The sequence below is a fragment of the Paracoccus suum genome (genome assembly GCF_003324675.1).
Taxonomy (GTDB): domain Bacteria; phylum Pseudomonadota; class Alphaproteobacteria; order Rhodobacterales; family Rhodobacteraceae; genus Paracoccus; species Paracoccus suum.
The window spans coordinates 2,258,860-2,280,275 of record NZ_CP030918.1 but is presented as its reverse complement, the minus strand read 5'-3'; the positions used below and the strand labels follow the sequence as shown (position 1 = coordinate 2,280,275).

At 66.8% G+C, this 21,416-nt stretch carries 17 protein-coding genes; 5 read left to right on the top strand and 12 right to left on the bottom strand.

Annotated elements, in window-relative coordinates:
- Positions 1-42 precede the first annotated feature (42 nt).
- Positions 43-1,956, bottom strand: coding sequence for a PHA/PHB synthase family protein (locus tag DRW48_RS11105; protein WP_338418417.1), 1,914 nt, complete (start codon positions 1,954-1,956; stop codon positions 43-45).
- A gap of 945 nt (positions 1,957-2,901) precedes the next feature.
- Between DRW48_RS11105 and phaZ the strand changes: the two genes are divergently transcribed.
- Positions 2,902-4,221 (top strand): polyhydroxyalkanoate depolymerase, encoded by a 1,320-nt coding sequence (phaZ, locus tag DRW48_RS11100; protein WP_114077515.1) that lies wholly within the window; start codon positions 2,902-2,904, stop codon positions 4,219-4,221.
- Between the two features lie 58 nt (positions 4,222-4,279).
- Positions 4,280-4,792 carry a pyridoxamine 5'-phosphate oxidase family protein gene (locus tag DRW48_RS11095; protein WP_114077514.1) on the top strand — a complete coding sequence of 171 codons (513 nt, stop codon included), beginning with the start codon at positions 4,280-4,282 and terminating at the stop codon, positions 4,790-4,792.
- 41 nt (positions 4,793-4,833) lie between these two features.
- Here DRW48_RS11095 and DRW48_RS11090 read toward each other — a convergent pair whose 3' ends face one another.
- Positions 4,834-5,562 carry an alpha/beta fold hydrolase gene (locus DRW48_RS11090; RefSeq protein WP_114076488.1) on the bottom strand — a complete coding sequence of 243 codons (729 nt, stop codon included), beginning with the start codon at positions 5,560-5,562 and terminating at the stop codon, positions 4,834-4,836.
- A 175-nt stretch (positions 5,563-5,737) separates the two neighbouring features.
- Here DRW48_RS11090 and thrS point away from each other — a divergent pair, with 175 nt between their 5' ends.
- Both thrS and DRW48_RS11080 read left to right on the top strand, forming a co-directional pair.
- Complete coding sequence (thrS, locus tag DRW48_RS11085; RefSeq protein ID WP_114076487.1) at positions 5,738-7,684, top strand: threonine--tRNA ligase; 1,947 nt, start codon at positions 5,738-5,740, stop codon at positions 7,682-7,684.
- A 264-nt stretch (positions 7,685-7,948) separates the two neighbouring features.
- On the top strand, positions 7,949-8,155 hold the full coding sequence (locus DRW48_RS11080) for a cold-shock protein (protein WP_114077513.1): 207 nt from the start codon (positions 7,949-7,951) through the stop codon (positions 8,153-8,155).
- A 190-nt stretch (positions 8,156-8,345) separates the two neighbouring features.
- Here the strand turns inward: DRW48_RS11080 and DRW48_RS11075 are convergent, their stop codons facing one another.
- The 7 genes from DRW48_RS11075 to DRW48_RS11045 form a co-directional block, all read right to left on the bottom strand.
- Complete coding sequence (locus DRW48_RS11075; RefSeq protein WP_114076486.1) at positions 8,346-8,702, bottom strand: formate dehydrogenase subunit delta; 357 nt, start codon at positions 8,700-8,702, stop codon at positions 8,346-8,348.
- A gap of 4 nt (positions 8,703-8,706) precedes the next feature.
- Positions 8,707-11,604: a formate dehydrogenase subunit alpha gene (gene fdhF, locus DRW48_RS11070; protein ID WP_114076485.1), complete on the bottom strand. Its 2,898-nt coding sequence runs from the start codon at positions 11,602-11,604 to the stop codon at positions 8,707-8,709.
- The gene (locus DRW48_RS11065; RefSeq protein WP_114077512.1) at positions 11,601-13,109 is read right to left on the bottom strand and encodes a formate dehydrogenase beta subunit; all 1,509 of its coding nucleotides are present in this window, start codon (positions 13,107-13,109) and stop codon (positions 11,601-11,603) included. Before DRW48_RS11065 ends, fdhF begins: the two co-directional genes overlap by 4 nt.
- A 2-nt stretch (positions 13,110-13,111) precedes the next feature.
- The gene (locus DRW48_RS11060) at positions 13,112-13,579 is read right to left on the bottom strand and encodes a formate dehydrogenase subunit gamma (protein WP_114076484.1); all 468 of its coding nucleotides are present in this window, start codon (positions 13,577-13,579) and stop codon (positions 13,112-13,114) included.
- Between the two features lie 96 nt (positions 13,580-13,675).
- Positions 13,676-14,530, bottom strand: a complete 855-nt coding sequence (locus DRW48_RS11055) for a LysR family transcriptional regulator (RefSeq protein WP_114076483.1) — start codon at positions 14,528-14,530, stop codon at positions 13,676-13,678.
- Between the two features lie 24 nt (positions 14,531-14,554).
- Positions 14,555-15,277: a P-loop NTPase family protein gene (locus DRW48_RS11050; protein WP_114076482.1), complete on the bottom strand. Its 723-nt coding sequence runs from the start codon at positions 15,275-15,277 to the stop codon at positions 14,555-14,557.
- Positions 15,277-17,199, bottom strand: coding sequence for an AI-2E family transporter (locus tag DRW48_RS11045; RefSeq protein WP_114076481.1), 1,923 nt, complete (start codon positions 17,197-17,199; stop codon positions 15,277-15,279). Before DRW48_RS11045 ends, DRW48_RS11050 begins: the two co-directional genes overlap by 1 nt.
- A 206-nt stretch (positions 17,200-17,405) precedes the next feature.
- On the opposite strand from DRW48_RS11045, the gene proS reads away from it, so the two are divergent.
- Positions 17,406-18,773: a proline--tRNA ligase gene (gene proS / locus DRW48_RS11040; RefSeq protein WP_114076480.1), complete on the top strand. Its 1,368-nt coding sequence runs from the start codon at positions 17,406-17,408 to the stop codon at positions 18,771-18,773.
- A 57-nt stretch (positions 18,774-18,830) separates the two neighbouring features.
- Here the strand turns inward: proS and DRW48_RS11035 are convergent, their stop codons facing one another.
- The 3 genes from DRW48_RS11035 to cysE form a co-directional block, all read right to left on the bottom strand.
- A complete protein-coding gene (locus tag DRW48_RS11035; protein WP_114076479.1) occupies positions 18,831-19,169 on the bottom strand; it encodes a DMT family transporter in 339 nt (112 codons plus the stop codon).
- Positions 19,166-20,476, bottom strand: coding sequence for a tRNA (N6-isopentenyl adenosine(37)-C2)-methylthiotransferase MiaB (gene miaB / locus DRW48_RS11030; RefSeq protein ID WP_114076478.1), 1,311 nt, complete (start codon positions 20,474-20,476; stop codon positions 19,166-19,168). The genes DRW48_RS11035 and miaB overlap by 4 nt, the downstream gene beginning before the upstream one ends.
- Before the next feature lie 76 nt (positions 20,477-20,552).
- Positions 20,553-21,329: a serine O-acetyltransferase gene (gene cysE, locus DRW48_RS11025; protein ID WP_114077511.1), complete on the bottom strand. Its 777-nt coding sequence runs from the start codon at positions 21,327-21,329 to the stop codon at positions 20,553-20,555.
- Positions 21,330-21,416 lie beyond the last annotated feature (87 nt).

Below are 21,416 nucleotides of genomic sequence, written 5' to 3'. Positions count from 1 at the left end.
CGTTGCAGCATTTCAAGCTCCAATGCTGCAACGCAGCATAAATTATGCCGGCTGGTGGACGTAGGTCCCAGGCGCCGGGGCGAGGCCCTCGCCGGGATCGCGCGCCGCCACCATCCCGCCCGAGCGCGGCGCCAACCATTCGCCCCAGGTCGGCCACCAACTGCCCTCAAGAAACCGGGCCGCGTCGCGCCAGGTTTGGGCGCTACCCCCGAACCCTGCCCCCGAGGTATAATGGCCGTATTTGATCCGCCCCGGGGGGTTCACGATTCCAGCGATATGGCCCGACTGGGACAGGATGAACGTGCGGTCCTGCGCGCCGGTCATCGAAAAGCCGCGCCAGCAGTCGAGCCAGGGCGCGATGTGATCGTTCTCGCAAGCGATCGCGCAGATCGGCAGATCGACATCCGACAGCCGCACCTTCTGGCCAAGGACGGTGAAGCCGCCTTGGGCAAAGCCGTTCGACTGGCAAAGGCCGCGCAGGTATTCACGCGCCATCTTGCCCGGCAGGTTGGTCGCATCCGCGTTCCAGTACAGCAGGTCGAACGCCGGCGGTGTCTCGCCCAGCATGTAGGCGCGGATCGCCGGCGCCCAGACCAGGTCATTGGCGCGAAGAAAGCTGAAGGTGCGCGACATGAGTTGCGCGCCCAGAACCCCGGTGCGCGCGACCTCCTCGTCGATCCCCCCGAGGAAATCGTCCTGGAGGAAGGTCGTGAACTCGCCCGTTTCGGAGAAATCGGTCAGCGTGGTGAAGAACGTCGCCGCGCCCACACGCTGATCGCCCCGCGATCTCAGCAACGCCAACGTCAGCGCCAGCGTGGTGCCGCCGATACAATAGCCGACCGCGTTCAGCTTGGGCTGGCCGGTCCGTTCCAGGACCTCGTCCATCGCCGTCAGATAGGCCGATACGTAATCGTCCATGCCGACATCCGCGTCACGCCGGACCTCCGGATTGCGCCACGAGATGACGAACAGCGTGTACCCCTGCCCTACCAGCCAGCGGATCAGGCTGTTCTGCGGCTTCAGGTCGAGGATGTAGAACTTGTTGATCCACGGCGGGAACAGGATCAACGGGGTTTCATGCACCTGATCGGTGGTCGGCGCGTACTGGATCAACTCGAACAGCGGGTGGCGAAAGACAACGGTGCCCTCGCTGGTGGCGATATTCTCGCCCACGGTGAAGGCGTCGCGGTCGACCAGCGAGACGACCACCTCGCCGCCGTTGCGCTCTATATCGGCGACAAGGTTTTCGAGGCCGCGCACCAGGCTTTCGCCCTCGGTCTCGACCGCGCGCTGCAGGGCGTCGGGGTTGGTCGCGAGGAAATTGGTGGGCGCCATCATGTCGATCATCTGGCGCGTAAACCAGTCGATCCGGCGGCGCGCTGTGGGATCGTCCGGCTGCACCTCGGCTGCCGCCTTGGAAATTGCGGCGGCGTTGATCTGGTACTGGCGTCGCACGAGGCTGAAGAAAGGGTTGGTGGTCCACAGCGGGTTGCGGAATCGGGGGTCCTTGGGCGCGTCATCATCGGCCTGCGCGACCCGCCCGGCGGCCAGATCGGCCTGCGCACTGGCATAAAGCCGCAGCGTTTCGGCCCAGTAGCTCGTCTGGGCCTGAATGAGGCGGGCCGGCTGCTCGGTCATGGCCTTCATCCAGCCCTGCGCCGCGGCCTGATAAAGGTCAGGCCCCGGCCCCTGAACGCCCGCGCTCTGCGGCTGGCGTTGGGCGAGTGCAGCGATCAGGCGCTGCGACAGCTCCTCGATGCGCGAGATATTCCGGGCCATCGCCTCGGGCAGCATCGGGTTCAGCGTGGCCAGCCCTTCGAGGGCGTGGCGCGGCGGCGATCCTGCGGCGGTGTCAGACGGGGCGGACGCTTGCGCCTCCGCGGGGGTGGCGAGCGGCGAGCCGGAGGACTGGCCCTTCGCACAGGCGGAAGGCGGCATCGCGGTCGGTTGCGCCACGGATGCCGCGTTTGTCTCGCGGGAGGTTCGCACCTGCGGGGCAGCAGCGCTTGCGTTGGGCGAGGCCTGAGCCTCGGCGGACGCTACAGGCGCCGCCACCGGCTTTTCCGGCGCGGTTTTAGGCGAAGCCGCTGCGGTTGCTGCTTCCTTAGGTGTGATCTTCGGTTCAGTCGGTATGAGCTTGGGCTCGGGTGGTGCCTGGACCGCCATTCGCGTACCCGCGTTTGGCGCCGCGACGGCCTCGGGCGCGACTGCGGGCGCCACCGCCGGCGGAGGCGCGCCGCGGATTTTCCGGGGAGCTTTCGCCTTGGCGCTTGGCTTTGTCGCGGCAGGGATGGCGGCCCCCAACGGGTCCGCCTTGGTCGCCGCGGGGTCCGCCTTAGGGGCCGGCGAAGGGGTCGCTGCTTGCGCCTTCGGCTTGGCGGCGGCTGGCTTGCGCCGCGCTGCTCGCGGTTTCGGCGCTGCGCCCGCGCCGCGCAGTGCCGTGGACGTCTTGAGGCCGGACATTTGCGTCACCGGCGCAACGGCCAGAGTAGCATCAGCATTCTGGGCGGGCTGTGCCTTGGGCACGGTCTCGGTCCCAGGGGGAGGTACGATCTTGGCGGCAGTCTCGAGCTTGGGCTCCGGCGCAGGGGCAAGGTTTTGTGGCGAGGCTGCGCTTGCCGCCGGCTTGCCAGGCGCCTTGCGGGCGGGCTTCGCGGCTGCCCCCGCCACCTTCGGCGACTCTTTTGGCACCGGGGCGTCCAGACCCAGTGTGTCCTGCGCGCCGCCACGGGGCGCGCGTGCGCTGCGGGTTTTGCCCTTGCTGCTTGTCATGGCCGCAGCCTCCTCCTACCCTTTAGTGAATGTAGGACCGTGGAACCGCTCGCCACAAGCGCGGTTTCGTCCAGATCGCGCGATCCTCTGCGCCAGGAGACAATTTTAGTGAATTTTCTGTATCGCAGCATGGCTCGCTATGACGCCATGGAAGCGGCGCGAAACACCAGCGAATGGATGGGGGCCTCGGCTCGCGCCCTCGGCAGCTACCCCGCCTTCGCCCTCGCCCCCGTACCGATGTTCAAGATGCTCGCCGCCTGGGGCGCCGTCACCGAACGCAGCTTTGCACGAATGGCGATCAAGCCCGACTGGAACCTGCCGCCGATCATCGGCCCCGAGGGGCAGGACCACATCGTCTATGTCGAGCCGCGCCTGCGCCGCCCGTTCGGCGATTTGGTGCATTTCCGCGTCGCCCGGCGCGAGCCGATGACGCGCCGCATCCTGCTGGTCGCGCCCATGTCGGGCCATTATGCGACGCTGTTGCGCTCGACCGTTGCGTCGCTGCTGCCCGACGCCGAGGTCTATATCACCGACTGGCACAATGCCCGTGACATCCCGGTCAGCGAGGGCAAGTTCGACGTCGAGGATTACACCCGCTACCTGACCGACTTCATTGCCGATCTGGCCGCGGACGGCCCGATCAACGTTGTCGCCGTCTGCCAGCCCGCGCCCTTGGCCTTGGCCGCCACCGCGCTGTTGGCCGACGAGGCGCCGGAGTTGCTGCCTCGCAGCCTGATCCTGATCGGCGGCCCGATCGATCCCGACGCCAAGGCAACCGAGGTGACTGATTTCGGCAACCGCATCACCATGGGCGAGCTCGAGCATCTTGTCATCCAGCAGGTCGGCTTCAAGCATCGCGGCGCGGGTCGGATGGTCTATCCGGGTCTGGCACAACTGACCTCGTTCATCGCCATGAACGCGGCGACGCACACCAAGGCCTTTACCGATCAGATCTTTGCCGAGGCGCGCGGCGATGCGACGCCCTATGACCGGCATAACAAGTTCTACGACGAATACCTGGCCGTGATGGACATGACGGCCGAGTTCTACCTCTCGACGGTCGGCCGTATCTTCAAAGGGCTGGAACTGGCGCACAACCGCTTTACCGTCGAAGGCAAGCCGGTCGATCTGGGGCGCATCCGCGATACTTGGGTGATGACAGTTGAGGGGGCCGAGGACGACATCTCGGCGCCGGGCCAGTGCGTCGCGGCGCTGGAGCTGTGCAGCGGCCTGCCGGCCGAGCGCAAGGCCCAGCACCTCGAGCCGGGCGCCGGGCATTACGGTATCTTCGCGGGCAAGAGCTGGCGGTTGAACATCCGCCCGCTGGTTCTCGACTTCATGGACGAGGCAGCCGGCACCAAGGCACCCCGACGTCGCAAAAGGGCCTCGGCCTCTGCTGTTGCCGCCTCGGCGGATGCCCCCTCACCCTCGCGCAAGCTGGCGGTCTAACGCGCGGAACTGCCGACCAGATCGCCCGTTGAGGTCCGCAACCTGAATGGAGACGATCATGGCCGAGAAGCGCGACAACGAAGACCGCCAGGAGCTACCACCGGCCGAGCAGCGCGCCCAGTTCTGGAAGCGGCTCGAGGGCATCAATGCCGGGATGCTCGGCGCGACTTCGGACCTGAAGCTGGTGCCGATGTCGCACACGGCCGACCCCGACCAGCACGCGCTGTGGTTTATCACTGCCGCCGGCACCCATCTGGTCGAACAGACCGAGGGCGGCGCGCAGGACGCGTTGTATGTGGTCGCCGAAGGCTCGGGCAAGCTCTACGCCCGGATCGAGGGCAAGCTGGAGCGGTCAGGCGATCAGGCCAAGCTGGACGAGATATGGAACACAGTCGCCGCCAGCTGGTTCGAGGATGGCAAGCAGGACCCCGACGTGCGACTGCTGAAACTGGCGATCTCGCGGGCCGAGGTTTGGACCACGACCGGCGGCCTCGGCTTTCTCTATGAGCTCGCCAAGAACAAGCTGACTGGTGCCGAGCCGGACATGGGCGAGCATTTCTTCGTCGAGTGAGACGAGAGGGTCGCGCCGCAGAAGCGGCGCGATCCTACTTGTCAGACGTCTGCGACAGCAGCGACCAGCAGCGACAAACTAACGGGATCAGAAAGCCGGTGGTCGGCGCCCTTGATCTTCGTCAGCCTGACATCCGGCCCGTCGATGTGGTCCAGCAGGGTGAGTTGGTCGGCCATCGGCACGTCGGCATCCGCGGTGCCATACAGCATCCTGACCGGCGCGCTGATCTGCAACGGGCGATCCAGGATTGACTCCTTCCGGCCCTGATCCAGCAAGTGGTGCGAGAAGACGTAGTCATCGCCATAGTCGCTCGCCCGGCTGACATGGCCCTTGTCTTTCAGCATGGCGCGATCTGCGGCGGTAAACTCCGCCTCCATCCGCCGGGTGAAATCCGGCGCGGCTGCGGCCGTCACGACCCCTGCGATCCGCTGCGGCAGGCTGCGCGCCACCAGCAGCGCCAGCCAGCCGCCGAGCGAGCTACCGACCAAAACCTGCGGCCCCTCGGTCAGCGCGTCGAGCACGGCAAGGACATCCTCGCGCCAGTCGGACAGGCCGAAATCGGGAATGTTGCCGCCGCTTTCGCCATGCCCCGACAGATCGAGACGCAGGAAGGCACGGCCTTGCGTCGCGGCCCAATCCGCCAGCACCTGACCCTTGGTCCCGCGCATGTCACTGTTGAAACCGTGCAGAAAGACGAGCCCCGGCCCCTGGCCCGCCTGCCGCAGATAGGCCAGCCGGCGTCCCTGCGGCGTCTTCAGAAACTCGGTCATTTGTCCCCCTGCCCGCCTTGCCGCAGCCTTATCCCATGGCCGGGCGCGGTCCGAAAGTCGGCCCGCGGTCAAATCGCGCGCAACAGATTGACAGCGCTCGGCGAACCCGCCAAGAGGCGACGGTCAATCGCAACCGGGCGTGCCGTAGGCGCCAAACCGACGAGGAGGACCGCTGATGTCCCAGATCACCCTCACCTTTCCCGATGGCGCCTCGCGCGACTACGATGCCGGCGTCACCGCCGCCGAAGTCGCGGCCAGCATCGCGCCCAGCCTCGCCAAGGCGGCGATCAGCGCCAGCCTCGATGGCAAGCACATCGACCTCGCCTGGCCGATCACCGCATCGGGGGCGCTGTCGATCAACACGCTCAAGGACGAGGCGCCTGCCCTCGAGCTGATCCGGCACGACCTCGCCCATGTCATGGCCCGCGCGGTCCAGGAGTTGTGGCCCGACGTCAAGGTCACCATCGGCCCGGTGCGTGACGCGGGTTGGTTCTACGACTTTGACCGCGCCGAGCCCTTCACGCCCGAAGACCTCGGGGCAATCGAGGCGCGGATGCGCCAGATCATCGCCGCGCGCGAGCCCGTGCGCACCGAGCTTTGGGATCGCGAGCGCGCCCGCGCCTATTACGAAGCGGCCGGCGAGCCCTTCAAGCTGGAGTTGCTGGACCGGATTCCCGAGGGCGAGGACATCCGCATGTACTGGCACGGCGACTGGCAAGACCTGTGCCGCGGCCCGCACTTGCAAAACACCGGCCAGCTGCCGGCCGACGCGTTCAAGCTGACCCATGTCGCCGGCGCCTACTGGCTGGGCGATGCCAGCCGGCCGATGTTGCAACGCATCTATGGCACCGCCTTTCGCAACCGCGACGAGCTGAAGGCGCATATGACCATGCTGGAGGAGGCCGCCAAGCGCGACCACCGCAAGCTGGGCCGTGAGATGGACCTTTTCCACCTGCAGGAAGAGGCGCCGGGCATGGTGTTCTGGCACCCCAACGGCTGGACCATCTACCGCACGCTCGAGGATTACATGCGCCGACGTCTCGGCCGCGCGGGCTACAAGGAAATCCGCACGCCGCAGGTTGTCGACCGCGTGCTGTGGGAAAAATCAGGCCACTGGGAGGCCTATCGCGAGAACATGTTCATCGTCGAGGTGGACGAGGAAGGCGCAAACGAAAAGCGCATCAACGCGCTGAAGCCGATGAACTGCCCCTGCCACGTGCAGGTTTATAATCAGGGCCTGAAATCCTATCGCGACCTGCCGCTGCGGCTGGCCGAATTCGGCTCGTGCCACCGCTACGAGAGCAGCGGCTCGATGCACGGGCTGATGCGGGTCCGCGGCTTCGTTCAGGACGACGCGCACATCTTCTGCACCGAGGAGCAGATCGAGGCCGAATGCGCGTCATTCATCGAGCTGCTGGCCTCGGTCTATCGCGACCTCGCGTTCGACAGCTTCGATATCAAGCTGTCCACGCGCCCGGAAATCCGCATCGGCCGCGACGAGGACTGGGACACGGTCGAAGCGGCCCTCGAAAACGCCATCAAGAAGACCGGCAACGCTTATCAGATCGACCCCGGCGAGGGCGCGTTCTACGGGCCGAAGCTGGATTTCAAGCTGACCGACGCCATCGGACGCGAATGGCAGTGCGGCACCTTCCAGGTCGATCCCAACCTGCCCACGCGCCTCGATGCCGAATATGTCGGCGAGGATGGTGCCAAGCACCGCCCCTACATGCTCCACCGCGCGATCCTGGGATCGTTCGAGCGGTTCATCGGCATCCTAATCGAGAACTATGCCGGCAAGCTGCCCCTGTGGCTGGCGCCGCGCCAGGTGGTGGTCGCCTCGATCGTCTCGGGGGCGGATGACTATGTGGCCGAGGTGGTCGAGGCGCTGAAAGCGGCCGGAATCCGGGCCGAGGCGGACACCCGCAACGAGAAGATCAACTACAAGGTGCGCGAACATTCGCTCGCCAAGGTGCCCGCGATCCTCGCCATCGGCATGAAGGAGGTCGAGGAGCGGACCGTTTCGATGCGCCGCCTGGACCAGCAGGGCAGCCGCACCTTGTCGCTCGCGGAGGCCGTCGCGGCCCTGAAAACTGAGGCGACGCCGCCTGATCTGCGGTGATCGGCGGTCGGCAGGCTCGCGCCGACGAACGGTAGTACATACAACTCGGGATTGATTCCGTTGGCGAGAGGCGCGTATGACGGGAAATACGGCCCCGGCGCACTGGCCGGCGGAAGCCCTCTTGATTTTTATCGCGATTCGGTGATCATTTCGTTCGCGTGAGCACGACTTTCTACCGCCTCCCTTCACGGGGCAGCCGGAATTCGAAAGGGCTGCACGGACCGGATGCATGTCGCACCGGATAAACTGAAGGAGGGTCCTGTCATGGCGACCGGTACCGTAAAATGGTTCAATTCCACCAAGGGCTTCGGCTTTATCGCGCCCGATGATGGCGGCAAGGACGTCTTCGTCCACATCTCGGCCGTCGAGCGCGCTGGCCTGACCGGCCTGAACGACAATCAGAAAGTCGAGTATGAGCTGCAGTCCGGCCGTGACGGCCGTGCCTCGGCTTCGGACCTGCGTCTGCTCTGATTGCCGGCATTTTGAATAACAGATGGCCCGCCGGATGGCGGGCCGTTTGCGTTTTTGGGGATGGCTGGCGGGCTTAAGCTGCCTTGGGACGCCCAAAAGAGTCGTCGGTGGCCCATCCCAAAACGAACGGGCGGTCGAACATTCTTGCTCCTGAGCACCGGCAGATTCCTGCCGGAACGTCGATCGCGTCCTAGCCGTCTGACCCCTCCGGCACCTTGGCGAAGGCCGAGTTCGTTGGTTTGCCCTCTACCGTCTCGCGTGTCGGCGGCGTGCCCGGATCCACTGCAAGTTCCTGCACGCGCGGCGCGCCGGGACGGCGGATCAAGGGTTCGGCTTCAACCACGGCGGGGCGCAGGTCCGCGCCGCCGGCCGCGATCATCTCCAGCAGGCGGGCGCGCATGTTCGGAGGCCAGAAATCATTCAGATGCGCGGCCACCGCCCGCCACGGCTCAACCGCGGGCTGGCTGGCAAAGAAGGTCGCGATCTGGTTGGCCATCGTCACCAGCCGGGCGTCGTTATGCGCCGTCACATCATGCTCAGCCGCCATGGCCTTATTCCGCCGCCAGGATGCGGCGCGCGGCCTCGGCATGTTCGGCATAAGCCTCCTGCCAGTCCGATGGCCCGTTCGAAGGGGTCACCTGCACGGCCGTCACCTTGTATTCCGGGCAGTTCGTCGCCCAGTCGCTGTTGTCGGTCGTGACCACGTTCGCCTGCGTCGTCGGATGGTGGAAGGTGGTGTAGACCACGCCCGGCGCCACCCGCTCTGTCACCAGGGCGCGCAGGGTCGTCGCACCAACACGACTCGCCAGCCGCACCCAGTCGCCGGACTTCAGCCCGCGGTTCTCGGCGTCATGAGGATGAATCTCCAGCCGGTCCTCGGCATGCCAGACGTTGTTGTCGGTCCGCCGGGTCTGCGCGCCCACGTTATATTGCGAGAGTACGCGTCCGGTCGTCAGCAGCAGCGGGAAACGCGGCCCGCTGCGCTCGTCGGTGGCGACATATTCGGTGTGGATGAACTGGCCCTTGCCGCGCACGAAGCCGTCCCCATGCATCATCGGCGTGCCGAGCGGCGCAGCATCATTGCAGGGCCACTGGACCGAGCCGACCGCATCCAGCAGCGAATAGCTGACGCCCGCAAAGCTGGGGGTGGTGGCCGCGATCTCGTCCATGATCTGCGCCGGATGGGTGTAGTTCCAGTTACCGCCCAGTGCGTTGGCCAGCAGTTGCGTCACCTCCCAGTCGCCATAGCCGTTGCGAGGCGCCATGACCTTGCGCACGCGGTTGATGCGACGCTCGGCATTGGTAAAGGTCCCGTCCTTTTCCAAGAAAGTGCTGCCCGGCAAGAACACATGAGCGTAACTGGCGGTCTCGTTCAGGAACAGGTCCTGCACGATCACGCAGTCCATCGCCGACAGCGCCGCCGCGACATGGGTTGTGTCGGGGTCCGATTGCAGGATGTCCTCGCCCTGGCAGTAGAGGCCGTGGAACTCGCCGGCGACGGCAGCGTCGAACATGTTGGGAATGCGCAGCCCCGGCTCGTCCGGGATGGTCACGCCCCACAGCCGCTCGTAGATGCCCCTCGCCTCCGGGTCGCTGACGTGGCGATAGCCGGGCAGCTCATGCGGAAAGCTGCCCATGTCGCAGCTGCCCTGGACGTTGTTCTGGCCGCGCAGCGGGTTCACCCCGGCGCCCGGCTTGCCGATGTTCCCGGTCAGCATCGCCAGGTTCGCAATCGCCATCACGGTGGTCGAGCCTTGGGAGTGCTCGGTCACCCCGAGGCCGTAATAGATCGCCGAGGCACCGTTCGCGGCGTAGCGCCGGGCGGCGGCGCGCATGGCATCGGCCGGAACCCCGGTCGCCTCGGCCACCGCTTCGGGCGCGCGGGCCGGGTCCGACACGAACTCGGCATAGGCGAGGTATTCGTCCCAGTCGCAGCGGGCGCGGATATAGGCTTCGTCGATCAGCCCCTCGGTCACGATCACATGGGCGAGGGCCGTCAACACGGCCACGTTGGTGCCGGGGCGCAGTGCGAGGTGATGCGCCTCGCCGAGGTGCGGCGTGTCCAGCAGGTCGATGCGCCGCGGGTCGAGGACGATCAGCGCCGCCCCCTCGCGCAGCCGCTTGCGCAGGCGCGACGCGAACACCGGATGGCCGTCAGTCGGATTGGCGCCGATCACTAGGGCAACGTCGCAGAACTCGACCGAGTCAAAATCATGCGTGCCGGCCGATGTGCCGAAGGTCGTCTTCAGCCCGTAACCGGTGGGCGAATGGCAGACCCGGGCGCAGGTGTCGGTATTGTTGGTGCCCAGGACCGCGCGGGCCAGCTTTTGCACCAGGTAGGTTTCCTCGTTGGTGCAGCGCGAGCTGGTAATCACGCCGACCGAATCGCGTCCATGCTCGTCCTGGATGGCGCGCATGCGGTTCGCGGCAAAGCTGATCGCCTCGTCCCAGCTGGTCTCGCGCCAAGGGTCAGTGATCGCCTCGCGCACCATCGGGGACAGGATACGATCGCCGTGATTGGCATAGCCCCAGGCAAAGCGGCCCTTGACGCAGCTGTGGCCGCGATTGGCCTTGCCGTGCTTGTAGGGGATCATGCGCACGACCTCGTCGCCGCGCATCTGCGCCTCGAAGCTGCACCCGACGCCGCAATAGGCGCAGGTGGTGATGATGCTGCGCTCGGGGGTCCCGATCTCGGCGACTGTGTTCTCCAGCAGAGAGCCGGTGGGGCAGGCCTGCACGCAGGCCCCGCAGGACACGCAGTCCGAGGTCAGGAAAGGCTGGTCCTGCCCGGCGACGATCCGGCTGTCGAAGCCTCGGCCCTCGACCGTCAGGGCAAAAGTGCCCTGGATGTCATCGCAGGCCCGCACGCAGCGCATGCAGACGATACACAGCGCGGGGTCATAGGTAAAATAGGGGTTCGAGGTGTCGGGCGCGCGGAACAGCGGGTTGGCCTGGCCGTCTGCGCCGCAGGGCGCGACATGGTTCGCCCCGGGCGTATAGCGCACCTCGCGCAGGCCGACGGCCGCGGCCATGGTCTGCACGTCGTCCAGCCCGTTGGCCGGGCTGGTCAGCAGATCGCGCGGGTGGTCCGAGACGTACAGTTCCATCACGCCGCGGCGCAGCTGGCGAACCGTGTCTGACTGAGTATGCACGATCATGCCGTCGGCCACCGGCGTCGTGCAGGAGGCGGGCGTGCCGCGCATGCCGTCGATTTCGACGAGGCACAGCCGACACGAGCCGATAGCCTGCATGCTGTCGGTCGCACATAGCTTGGGGATGGCGATCCCGGCCTCGGCCGCGGCGCGCATGACCGAGGTGCCGGCCGGCACGGTCACGGCAAAGCCGTCGATGCTGAGGGTGACCAACTGGGCCGAGGGCGAGGCGGGCGTTCCCAGATCGCGGCTGTTTTGCGGATCGAGCGCATCCTGCGGGATGATGAAGTCTTTCATTCGGCGGCCTCCCGGCTGCGGACGAACTCGTCAGGGAAATGGGCGACGGCGGACATCACCGGATATGGGGTAAACCCACCAAGGGCGCAAAGCGATCCCAGGCGCATCGTCTCGCAGAGGTCGGTCAACAGCGGCAGGCCGGCGGGATCGCCCGCGGCGATGCGGTCCAGCGTCTCGACCCCGCGCGTGGCGCCGATCCGGCAGGGGGTGCATTTACCACAGGATTCGACCGCGCAGAACTCCATCGCGAAACGTGCCATGCCAAGCATGTCCGCGCTGTCGTCAAAGACGACGATCCCGGCATGCCCGATCAGCCCGTCCTTGGCGCCGAACTCCTCGTAACCGAAGGGGGTGTCGAACAGCGCCGGCGGGAAATAGGCGCCGAGGGGACCACCGACCTGCACTGCCTTGACCGGCCGCCCGGTGGCGCTGCCGCCACCGATCTCGTTCACGATCCTGTCCAGTGTCAGGCCAAAGGCGCATTCGTAAAGGCCGGGACGGGCGATGTTGCCGGCGAGCTGCAGCGGCATGGTCCCGCGCGAGCGGCCGATGCCGAAGTCGCGATAGAACGCGGCGCCTTCGGCCAAGATGACGGGGACCGAGGCCAGCGAGATGACGTTGTTGACGACCGTGGGCTTGCCGAACAGCCCCTCAAGCGCCGGCAGCGGCGGCTTGGCACGGACAACGCCGCGCTTGCCCTCGAGCGAGTTGAGCAGCGAGGTTTCCTCGCCGCAGACATAGGCACCGGCGCCGACCCGCACCTCCATGTCGAAGACAGGCCCGAGGATGCCCGCCCGCCGGGCCAGGTCCATGGCGGCGCGCATGATGCGGATGGCGTCCGGATATTCACTGCGGATATAGACATAGCCGCGATCGGCGCCGACCGCGTGGCCGGCGATCGCCATGCCCTCGATCAGGCAGAAGGGATCGCCCTCCATCAGCATACGGTCGGCGAAGGTGCCGCTGTCGCCCTCGTCGGCATTGCAGACGATGTATTTCTGCGCCGCTTGCGCCTTCAGGACGGTGTTCCACTTGATGCCTGTGGGAAAGCCCGCCCCGCCGCGGCCGCGCAAGCCGCTGTCGGTGACCTGCTGGACCACCGCTGCCGGCTCCATCGCGCGGGCGGTAGCCAGGCCGGCGAGCCCGCCATGGGCGCGGTAGGCATCGAGGTCCAGCGGATCGATCAGCCCGACGCGGGCAAAGGTCAGGCGGGTCTGGGATTTGAACCAGTCCATATCCTCGACCCGACCGAGCGCCTTGGGGTGGCTTTCGGGGGCGTCGAACAGGGCCGGCACATCGGCCGCTGTCAGAGGCCCAAATGCAGTGCGGATGCCACCCTCGGGCTCGATCTCGACCAGCGGCTCCAGCCAGATCATGCCGCGGGTGCCGTTGCGCACCAGCCGCAGCGAGATGCCGCGGGCCTCGGCCTCACGCGCTACGGCGGCGGCAACCTCGTCCGACCCGAGGGCACGGGCGGCGGCATCCGCGGGAACATAGATCGTCAGCATCAGCGCAACCCCGCAACGGCAGCGGCAATGGTTTCGGGACGCACCCGCCCCATCGGCCGCTCGTCCAGCATGGCAGAGGGCGAGCAGGCGCACAGGCCCAGGCAATAGACCGGCTCGAGCGTCAGGGCGCCGTCCGGCGTGGTGTCATGCCAGCCCAGGTTCAGCGCCTGCATGATGGCGTCGTTGTTGGCCGCCGCGCCCATCGCCTGGCAGCTTTCCGCACGGCAGAGGCGCAGGACATGCCGGCCCTGCGGCGCCCGCTTGAAGTCATGATAGAACGTCAGGACGCCATAGATTTCGGCCGTCGTGGTCCGCAGCGCGTCCGCCAACATCGGCACGGCGATTTCTGGTACATGGCCAAGCGCCGACTGGATGTCGTGCAACATCGGCAGCAGCGGGCCATCCTGTCCGGAATGCGCGGCGATCACCTCGGCGACGATGCCTTGGGTGGCGTCCTTGTCAGTCATGTCCGGCCTTGCCTGATGCTGGGTCAACAACTCATCGGGCTAGCGGCGCGTCAACGGATGATCAAGGGTGATGATCCGTCGGATGATAGGCAGTCCCTATCGCAACTTGGCCAGCAGCGCAGCAACAAGGGGCGGTTGCGGGCTGAGATCCCGGGTCACCAGGGCGATCGCCTCGCCGCCGTCGCCCGGCAGCCTGCGCGCCGTGACGCCAGCTGGCAGGGGCAACGCCTCGCCCAGGGCTTGCGGCAGGATCGCGGCCCACGGCCCGGCGGCAACGCAGCCGAGGATCGCCAGCGTGCTGTTGGACTCGATGCGCGGGACGACCGGCTCGGCACCGCTGGCGGCCAGCATCTGCTCGACGACCCGCCGGTTGCGCATGTCGCGGGACAACAGCGCCAGCGGCTTGGTCGCGGCCTCGGCCCAGGTTGCGGGACTGGTGCCACCGCCCTGCTCGACCAGGCAGTAATCCTCGGTATAGAGCGGCAGGCGCAGCAGCCGCGCAGGGGCCGTGATCTGGTAGGTGATCGCGGCATCCAGTTCCAGCGAGTCGATCCCGGCGATAATCGCATCCGAGCTGAGGGTCACGACAGCCAGCCGCGCCCGAGGATTCGCGGCGAGGAACGGGCCGGTCAGTGCCGCGACCCGCACCGCGGCGGTGGGTATGATCCCCAGGCGCAACTCGCCTGTGATCCCCTCGCGTAATGCGCGCATATCGGCGCGGAAGGCCCGCGCCTCGCCGACGATGCGGCGCGCCCAGTCGAGTGCGCGCTCGCCCTCAGGCGTCAGGCCCTGGAAGCGCGAGCCGCGGCGCACCAGTTGCACGCCTAGTTGGTCCTCGAGCGTACGCAGCCCCGAGGACAGCGACGGCTGGCTGATCCCGAGCGCGGCGGCAGCCCGGCCGAAATGCCGCTCGCGCGCGAGGGCGATCAAGATCTCAAGGCGGTCGATCATCGGCTGACGGTGCGGCGACGCGCCCTAGCGGTCAAGCGCGGCAGTCGCGTCCAGCCCTGAGGTTAGGCCATCGAGCGCCTCAAGGGCGAGGCGCCGCGTGATGCGCCGTCCCTCGGCCAGCGAGGCCTCGTCAATGGCCGCGACCAGACGCCTCGCGAGGCCGAGATCGCGGTCCATACGCAACACAAGCGCGTCGATCACATCCGGCGCGACCTCGAGCTGGCGGTCGGCGAACAGCTTGACCAGCACCGCGCCCAGCAACGCCTCATCAGGCGGTCCAAGGACGACCTGCGGCAGCGCATCCATACGCGAGCGCAAATCCGGCAAGACGAGCCCCCAGTCCCGCGGCGCAGTGGACGCAGTCAGCAGCAGCAATCCCTGCCGCGCGGCCGACAGGTTCCACAGGTGAAAGAGGCTCTGCTCCGCCCCCGCCGCGCCGCCCGCGCGATGGGCATCCTCGATGACCAGGGCCGCGCCTTCGGGCATCAGGTTGTCGGCCATCTCGGGGTGCAACGCGGCGGCGGAGACGCGGCGCGCGCCATTCTCGGCCGCCCAGATGGCCGCGAGGTGGGATTTTCCCGACCCCTCTGGCCCCAGCAGGACCAAGCGCCCCCCGGGCCAGTCCGCGGGCGCGTCCAGCGCGGCAAGCGCGGCGCTGTTCGACGGGGCGACTAGGAAATCGCCGCGCCCCAGCGCCGGGGGGGTAGCCAGATCAAGCGAGAGCTGTCGGGGGGTACGCGGTTGCATCAAGCCTTGCGGTCGCGGTCACGCGCAGGGGCGGGACGGACTACCTCGCGCACCGTAGGCCGGGGCTTGCCGCGCAAGGCGTCGTGAACCTCGGCCTCTGCCTCGTCGGTGAGCGTACGGACCGGGGCCTCGCCATCCTCGGCTTCCGGCTCGGCATCGGGCACGGCGCCGGCGCGCGCCATTTCCGCGCGGGCAATGTCCGGTGCAGCTTCCGCCTCGCTCTTGGCGATGGCGGCCTCCGCGCGCTCCTCGATACTTGCGCGGGTTGCGGCAAGCTCGGCGGTGATGCCCTCGACGGTCACCTCCTCGCCCTCGCCATACAGCACTTCGGCCGCGGCGGCGGGGTCAGACTTCGGACTCGCGTCGGGATCGATAGCCGCTGGCGGATGGGCAGTTCCGCTGGCGGGTGCGGCGGGGGGCGAAGCACCCGCCATGGCCGCCAAGGCCACGTCGCGCGCTGCCTCTTTGAGATCCTCGGTCCGCTGCGCGACCTCGGCATGGACCGCGCGGTCCATCGCGGCCGACCGCCGCTTCCGCGAAGTGGCGTCCAACTCGGCATCATCGACCAACGTGCGGATGGGATCGGAATCCCCGGCATCCGAATTCGTCGGCGTGGGCGAGACGGCGACCACCTCCGGCGTGACATCGGTGACGCGCGGGTCGGCCACGATCGCCACGGCCGCACTGGCCGCCGTAGCGCCGGTCGCCTTCGCGGTTTCCTCGGCAACGCGGAGCGCCTCACGGCGAGCATCCTCGATCCGCACCTCGGCCACGGCAACGGCCTTGGCGTCCTCCGCCCGGCGACGCGCCTCGGCGACCGTCCCGCGCGGCACCAGTTCGATCAGCGTCGGCTGCTGCGGCGGCGGCGGGACCTCGCGCCCGGTGTAGATCGCCCCCTCCTTGTAGCGGGCGGCCATGAACCGCGCGACGACCCCGACCATCGCTGCGAGCGGAACGGCAACGATCAGGCCGACAAAGCCGAACAGCGTGCCGAACACCGACAGGGCGATCATCAACCAGACGGGGTGCAACCCGACATGGCCGCCGATGATCTTTGGTTGCAGATAGTTCCCCTCGACGAACTGACCAATGGCAAAGATCGCAGCGACGACACCAATCCAGTAGGGCTCGTTCCAGAAGCTGACGGTGGCCACGCCGATGGCCGTGACCCCGCCGATGAACACGCCGACGTAGGGGATGATCGACAAGATCGCCGCTGATATGCCGATGACCAAGCCGAAAGGCAGGCCGACCGCAAACAGCGATACGGCGTAGAATGCTCCAAGGATAAGGGTCACAAGCCCTTGACCGCGCAAGAATCCTGACAGACTTTCGTCAATCCCGGAGGCTAAATGGCGCAGCGTATCGGCGTGCTCGCGCGGCAGCAGATCGTCGACTTTCTCGACCATATGGTCCCAGTCAAGCAGCATGTAGAAGGCCACGACAGGCACGATCACCAGCAGCGCAAGCACGCCCAGCATGCTCGACAGCGAGGTCAACACCGTGCTGAGCACCTCGCCGGAATGCTCGTTCATCGCCGTCGTGGCGTTGTTGATGGCGTTCTGCAGGGTGCCACCCTCAGGCAGCAGGCGCGGGAAGCGGGTCGAGAGGAACTCCTGCAGGCGTTCGAGGAATGCTGGCGCACCTTCGACAGCAGAGATCAGTTGCTTGATGAGCATCGGCACCAGCAGCAGCAGGATCAGACCAAAGGCCAGGGCAGCGACCACCGTGATCAGGCCCACCGCCCATCGGCGGCTGACCCCGGATGCCTCTAGCCGGTCCGCGACGGGGTCGAGCACATAGGCGACGCCCGCCCCCAGCAGGAACGGCGTCATCACATTGCCCAGGCGCCATAGCGCAAAGATCAGCAAAAGGCCGACCGCGCCCCACCACCAGATCTGCTTTTGAACCGGAATCCGCATCCACCCGTCCCCTCGCGCGCGCCGCACACGCATTGCCCATGACAAAGAGGCGCCAGCAAGGGCGCCATGTGACATGCAACACCGCTTGCCCGCAACGGGTTCAATCACGCGCGCGACATGCGCGGGCGGAGTCGGGACGGCAGGCCATTGCCCTGCGCCAGACCATCGGCTAGGCCGGAAAAAATCGTAACGGAGGCTGTTTACGGATGCGCCTGACCCAGTACTTCCTGCCGGTGCTGAAGGAAAACCCGGCCGACGCCCAGATCGTCAGCCATCGCCTGATGCTGCGGGCCGGTATGATCCGCCAGCAGGCGGCGGGCATCTATTCCTGGCTGCCGCTGGGCTTTCGCGTCCTCAAGCGGATCGAGCGCATCGTTCACGAGGAACAGCAGCGCGTCGGTCACATCCCCTTGCTGATGCCCACCCTGCAGCCCGCCGACCTATGGCGCGAGAGCGGCCGCTACGAGGCCTATGGCGAGGAAATGCTGCGGTTGAACGACCGCCACAAGCGCGAGCTGCTCTATGGGCCGACCAACGAGGAGATGATCACAGACATCTTCCGGGCCCATGTGAACAGCTACAAGGACCTGCCGCTGACCCTCTATCACGTCCAGTGGAAGTTCCGGGACGAGGTCCGTCCGCGCTTTGGCGTGATGCGCGGTCGCGAATTCCTGATGAAAGACGGCTACAACTTCGACCTGACCAAGGAAGACGCGCTCCACGCCTATAACCGCCATCTGGTCAGCTACCTGCGCACCTACGAGCGGATGGGCCTTCAGGCGATTCCGATGCGGGCCGACAGCGGCCCCATCGGCGGCGAGGACACGCACGAGTTCCTGGTTCTGGCCGACACGGGCGAAAGCGAGGTGTTCTATGACAGCGAGATCACCGACCTGACCTTCGGCGACCGGACGGTCGATCCCGCCGATCCCGCCGCCTGCCAGGCCGTGCTGGATGAGTTCACCAGCCGCTATGCCCGCACGGACGAGACCCATGATCCGGCCGTGTTCGAAAAGATCCCCGAGGCGCGCCGCCGTACCGCCCGCGGTATCGAGGTCGGCCAGATCTTCTATTTTGGGACCAAGTATTCCGAGCCGATGGGCGCGACGGTCGTCGGTCCCGACGGCACCCGCGTTCCGGTCCACATGGGCAGCCACGGCATCGGCGTCTCGCGCCTTCTGGGCGCGATCATCGAGGCGAGCCACGACGACAAGGGCATCATCTGGCCCGAGGGCGTGACCCCCTTCGACGTCGGCATCGTCAACCTCAAGCAGGGGGACAGTGCCACCGATAGCGCCTGCGAGGCGCTCTACGCCGCGCTTGAGGCGCGCGGGCTCTCGGTCCTCTATGATGACCGGGACGAGCGCGCAGGCGCCAAGTTCGCCACCATGGACCTGATCGGCCTGCCGTGGCGCATCACCGCGGGGCCGCGCGGCCTTGCGACCAACACGGTCGAGTTGACCAGCCGCCGCACCGGCGAGACCGTGACGCTCGCCCCCGCCGATGCGGTCGAGCGACTGGCTGCCATCTACGCCCCGATCAAGGCCGCGAGCTACGACGCGGCGGTCGGCTGAAACGACAAAAAGCGCCGCCCCGGATCCCGGGCGGCGCTTTTGCAATTTCGCTTCGCTTTAGTGCCGGACGGTGCCTGACAACAGGTTCAGGACCAGCACCCCGACGATGATGAGGCCGATCCCGAGGATCGCCCACAGGTCCAGCCGCTGACCGAAGAATGCCCAGCCGATGAAGGCGATCGCGGCCACGCCGCTGCCGCTCCAGATCGCATAGGCGATGCCGACGGGAATGTATTTCAGCACGATGGTCAGCAGCCAGAAGGCGAGGCCATAGCAGATGCCCATGGCGATCGTGGGAACCAGCCGCGTGAAGTGATGAGATGCCTGCAACAGGCTGGTGCCGGCCACCTCGAGCGCAATGGCGAGGGCCAACAGGGCGTTCGGCGGGATGTTCATGCAGCCAACCGCCCTTGCAGAGAATTCGAAGCACTGGCCACAATCTGAACCGGGAGCAGGTCGCCGACCTTCACGTTGTCGGCCTTGACGAACACCGAATGCAGGTAGTCAGATTTGCCGATCATCTGGCCGCCCATCCGCCCGGGTTTTTCAAACAGAACCCCGACCGTGCGCCCGACCATCGCTTCCTGCGCCGCGCGCTGCTGGCGCGTCAGAAGGGCCTGCAATTCGTGCAGGCGGGTCTCGGCGATCTCCTGCGGGACAGGCGGGCGGTCGGCGGCCGGCGTGCCGGGCCGGGCCGAATAACGAAAGCTGAACGCGGCGGCAAAGCCGACCGCCTCGACCAGTTCCAAGGTGGCGGCATGGTCGGCATCGGTTTCGCCCGGAAAGCCAGTGATGAAATCGCTGGTCAACAGAATATCGGGCCGCGCCGCGCGGATGCGCTCGATCAGGCGCAGATACTGCTCGGCGGTATGACGACGGTTCATCGCCTTCAGCACACGGTTGCTGCCCGATTGGACCGGCAAATGCAGATAAGGCATCAACGCTGGCACTTCGGCATGCGCGGCGATCAGATCGTCGGTCATGTCGTTAGGATGGCTCGTGGTATAACGGATGCGCGCCAGCCCTTCGATCTCGGCCAAGGCGCGGACCAGGTGGCCCAGACCCATGGCTCGCCCAGTCGCGTCCTCGCCATGCCAGCCGTTCACGTTCTGGCCCAGCAACGTGATCTCTCGCACGCCACGCGCGACGAGGCCGCGCGCGTCCTCGACAATGCGGGCTGCCGGGCGGCTGACTTCCGCGCCGCGGGTGTAGGGCACCACGCAAAAGGCGCAGAATTTGTCGCACCCCTCCTGAACGGTCAGGAAGGCAGTTGGCGCACGGCGCGTCGCTGGCGGCAGGTGGTCGAACTTGTCCTCCCGGGGAAAGTCCGTGACGACCGCCGGCGCTTCGCCCCGGACCATGGCTGGCAGGCGATGATAAGCCTGCGGGCCGACGACCAGATCGACGATCGGCGCGCGCCGAATGATCTCTTCGCCCTCGGCTTGGGCAACGCAGCCGGCAACGCCGATGCGCAGGTCCGGCCGCCCGGCTTTCAGCGGCTTCAACCGGCCAAGATCGGAGTAGAGCTTTTCCGAGGCCTTCTCTCGGATGTGACAGGTGTTCAGCAACACCATGTCAGCATCATCGACGCTATCGGTCTGGACATAGCCCTCTGCGCCCATCGCGGCGGCCATGCGCTCGCTGTCATGGACGTTCATCTGGCAACCATAGGTCTTGATGAACAGGCGCTTGGGCTGGGTCATGGCTGGCGGGTCCCTCGGAGTGGACGGGAATTAGCGGAAGCCAGGGTCAAAGGAAAGCATCGCTGGCACCTCAGCCTCAGGCGTCGTCCAGCCGCTGGTCCATCGTCTCGGCCGGCTCGTCACAACCCGCGACCCCGACGACCCGCGCCGGAACACCCGCAACTGTCACGCAGGGCGGGACGTCCGACAGGACCACGCTGCCAGCCGCGATGCGGCTGCGCGAGCCGACGCGGATATTGCCCAGAATCTTGGCCCCTGCCCCGATCAGCACGCCATCGCCGATCTTGGGGTGACGATCTCCGTTTTCCTTCCCAGTCCCGCCCAGCGTCACGCTATGAAGCATCGACACGTCCTCGCCGACGACCGCAGTTTCGCCGATCACGATTGAATGGGCGTGGTCGATCATCAGCCCCGGCCCGAGGCGCGCAGCCGGGTGAATGTCGACGCCGAACACCTCCGAGATGCGCATCTGCACGAAATACGCCATGTCCTCGCGCCCTTGGCCCCACAGCCAATGGCCGATGCGATAGGCTTGGATCGCCTGAAAACCCTTGAAGAAAAGCAAGGGCTGGATCAGCCGGTGTGCGGCCGGATCCCTCGCATCCACCGCCAGCAGGTCCCGCAGCGCGGTTTCGCTGAGCGTCGGATCCTCGGCATAGGCCTCGTCGGCAATCTCTCGCAGTATCTGCTCGCTCATCTCCGCCGAGGCCAGTTTCAGCGAAAAGCGATAGGCGAGCGCCTGATCCAGCCGTGTGTGGTGGAGCAGCCCGGCATGGACCGGACCGCCCAGCAATGGCTCGGCCCGCACGACGGCCTCAGCTTCCTCGCGGATGCGGTGCCAGACATCGTGCATGGTCTTGCTCGTCAGGGGCCGTTTCACCAGGGCGTCCACGTCTACCTCGCAGGCTGTGGCGAGCATCTTAACCGATCCCCCGCCGGG

Coding starts and splice junctions, on each gene's coding strand:
- phaZ (WP_114077515.1), top strand. CDS start 2,902: ATGGCTCGCTATGACGCCATGGAAGCGGCGCGAAACACCAGCGAATGG.
- DRW48_RS11095 (WP_114077514.1), top strand. CDS start 4,280: ATGGCCGAGAAGCGCGACAACGAAGACCGCCAGGAGCTACCACCGGCC.
- DRW48_RS11090 (WP_114076488.1), bottom strand. CDS start 5,562: ATGACCGAGTTTCTGAAGACGCCGCAGGGACGCCGGCTGGCCTATCTG.
- thrS (WP_114076487.1), top strand. CDS start 5,738: ATGTCCCAGATCACCCTCACCTTTCCCGATGGCGCCTCGCGCGACTAC.
- DRW48_RS11080 (WP_114077513.1), top strand. CDS start 7,949: ATGGCGACCGGTACCGTAAAATGGTTCAATTCCACCAAGGGCTTCGGC.
- DRW48_RS11075 (WP_114076486.1), bottom strand. CDS start 8,702: ATGGCGGCTGAGCATGATGTGACGGCGCATAACGACGCCCGGCTGGTG.
- fdhF (WP_114076485.1), bottom strand. CDS start 11,604: ATGAAAGACTTCATCATCCCGCAGGATGCGCTCGATCCGCAAAACAGC.
- DRW48_RS11060 (WP_114076484.1), bottom strand. CDS start 13,579: ATGACTGACAAGGACGCCACCCAAGGCATCGTCGCCGAGGTGATCGCC.
- DRW48_RS11055 (WP_114076483.1), bottom strand. CDS start 14,530: ATGATCGACCGCCTTGAGATCTTGATCGCCCTCGCGCGCGAGCGGCAT.
- DRW48_RS11050 (WP_114076482.1), bottom strand. CDS start 15,277: ATGCAACCGCGTACCCCCCGACAGCTCTCGCTTGATCTGGCTACCCCC.
- DRW48_RS11045 (WP_114076481.1), bottom strand. CDS start 17,199: ATGCGGATTCCGGTTCAAAAGCAGATCTGGTGGTGGGGCGCGGTCGGC.
- proS (WP_114076480.1), top strand. CDS start 17,406: ATGCGCCTGACCCAGTACTTCCTGCCGGTGCTGAAGGAAAACCCGGCC.
- DRW48_RS11035 (WP_114076479.1), bottom strand. CDS start 19,169: ATGAACATCCCGCCGAACGCCCTGTTGGCCCTCGCCATTGCGCTCGAG.
- miaB (WP_114076478.1), bottom strand. CDS start 20,476: ATGACCCAGCCCAAGCGCCTGTTCATCAAGACCTATGGTTGCCAGATG.
- cysE (WP_114077511.1), bottom strand. CDS start 21,329: ATGCACGATGTCTGGCACCGCATCCGCGAGGAAGCTGAGGCCGTCGTG.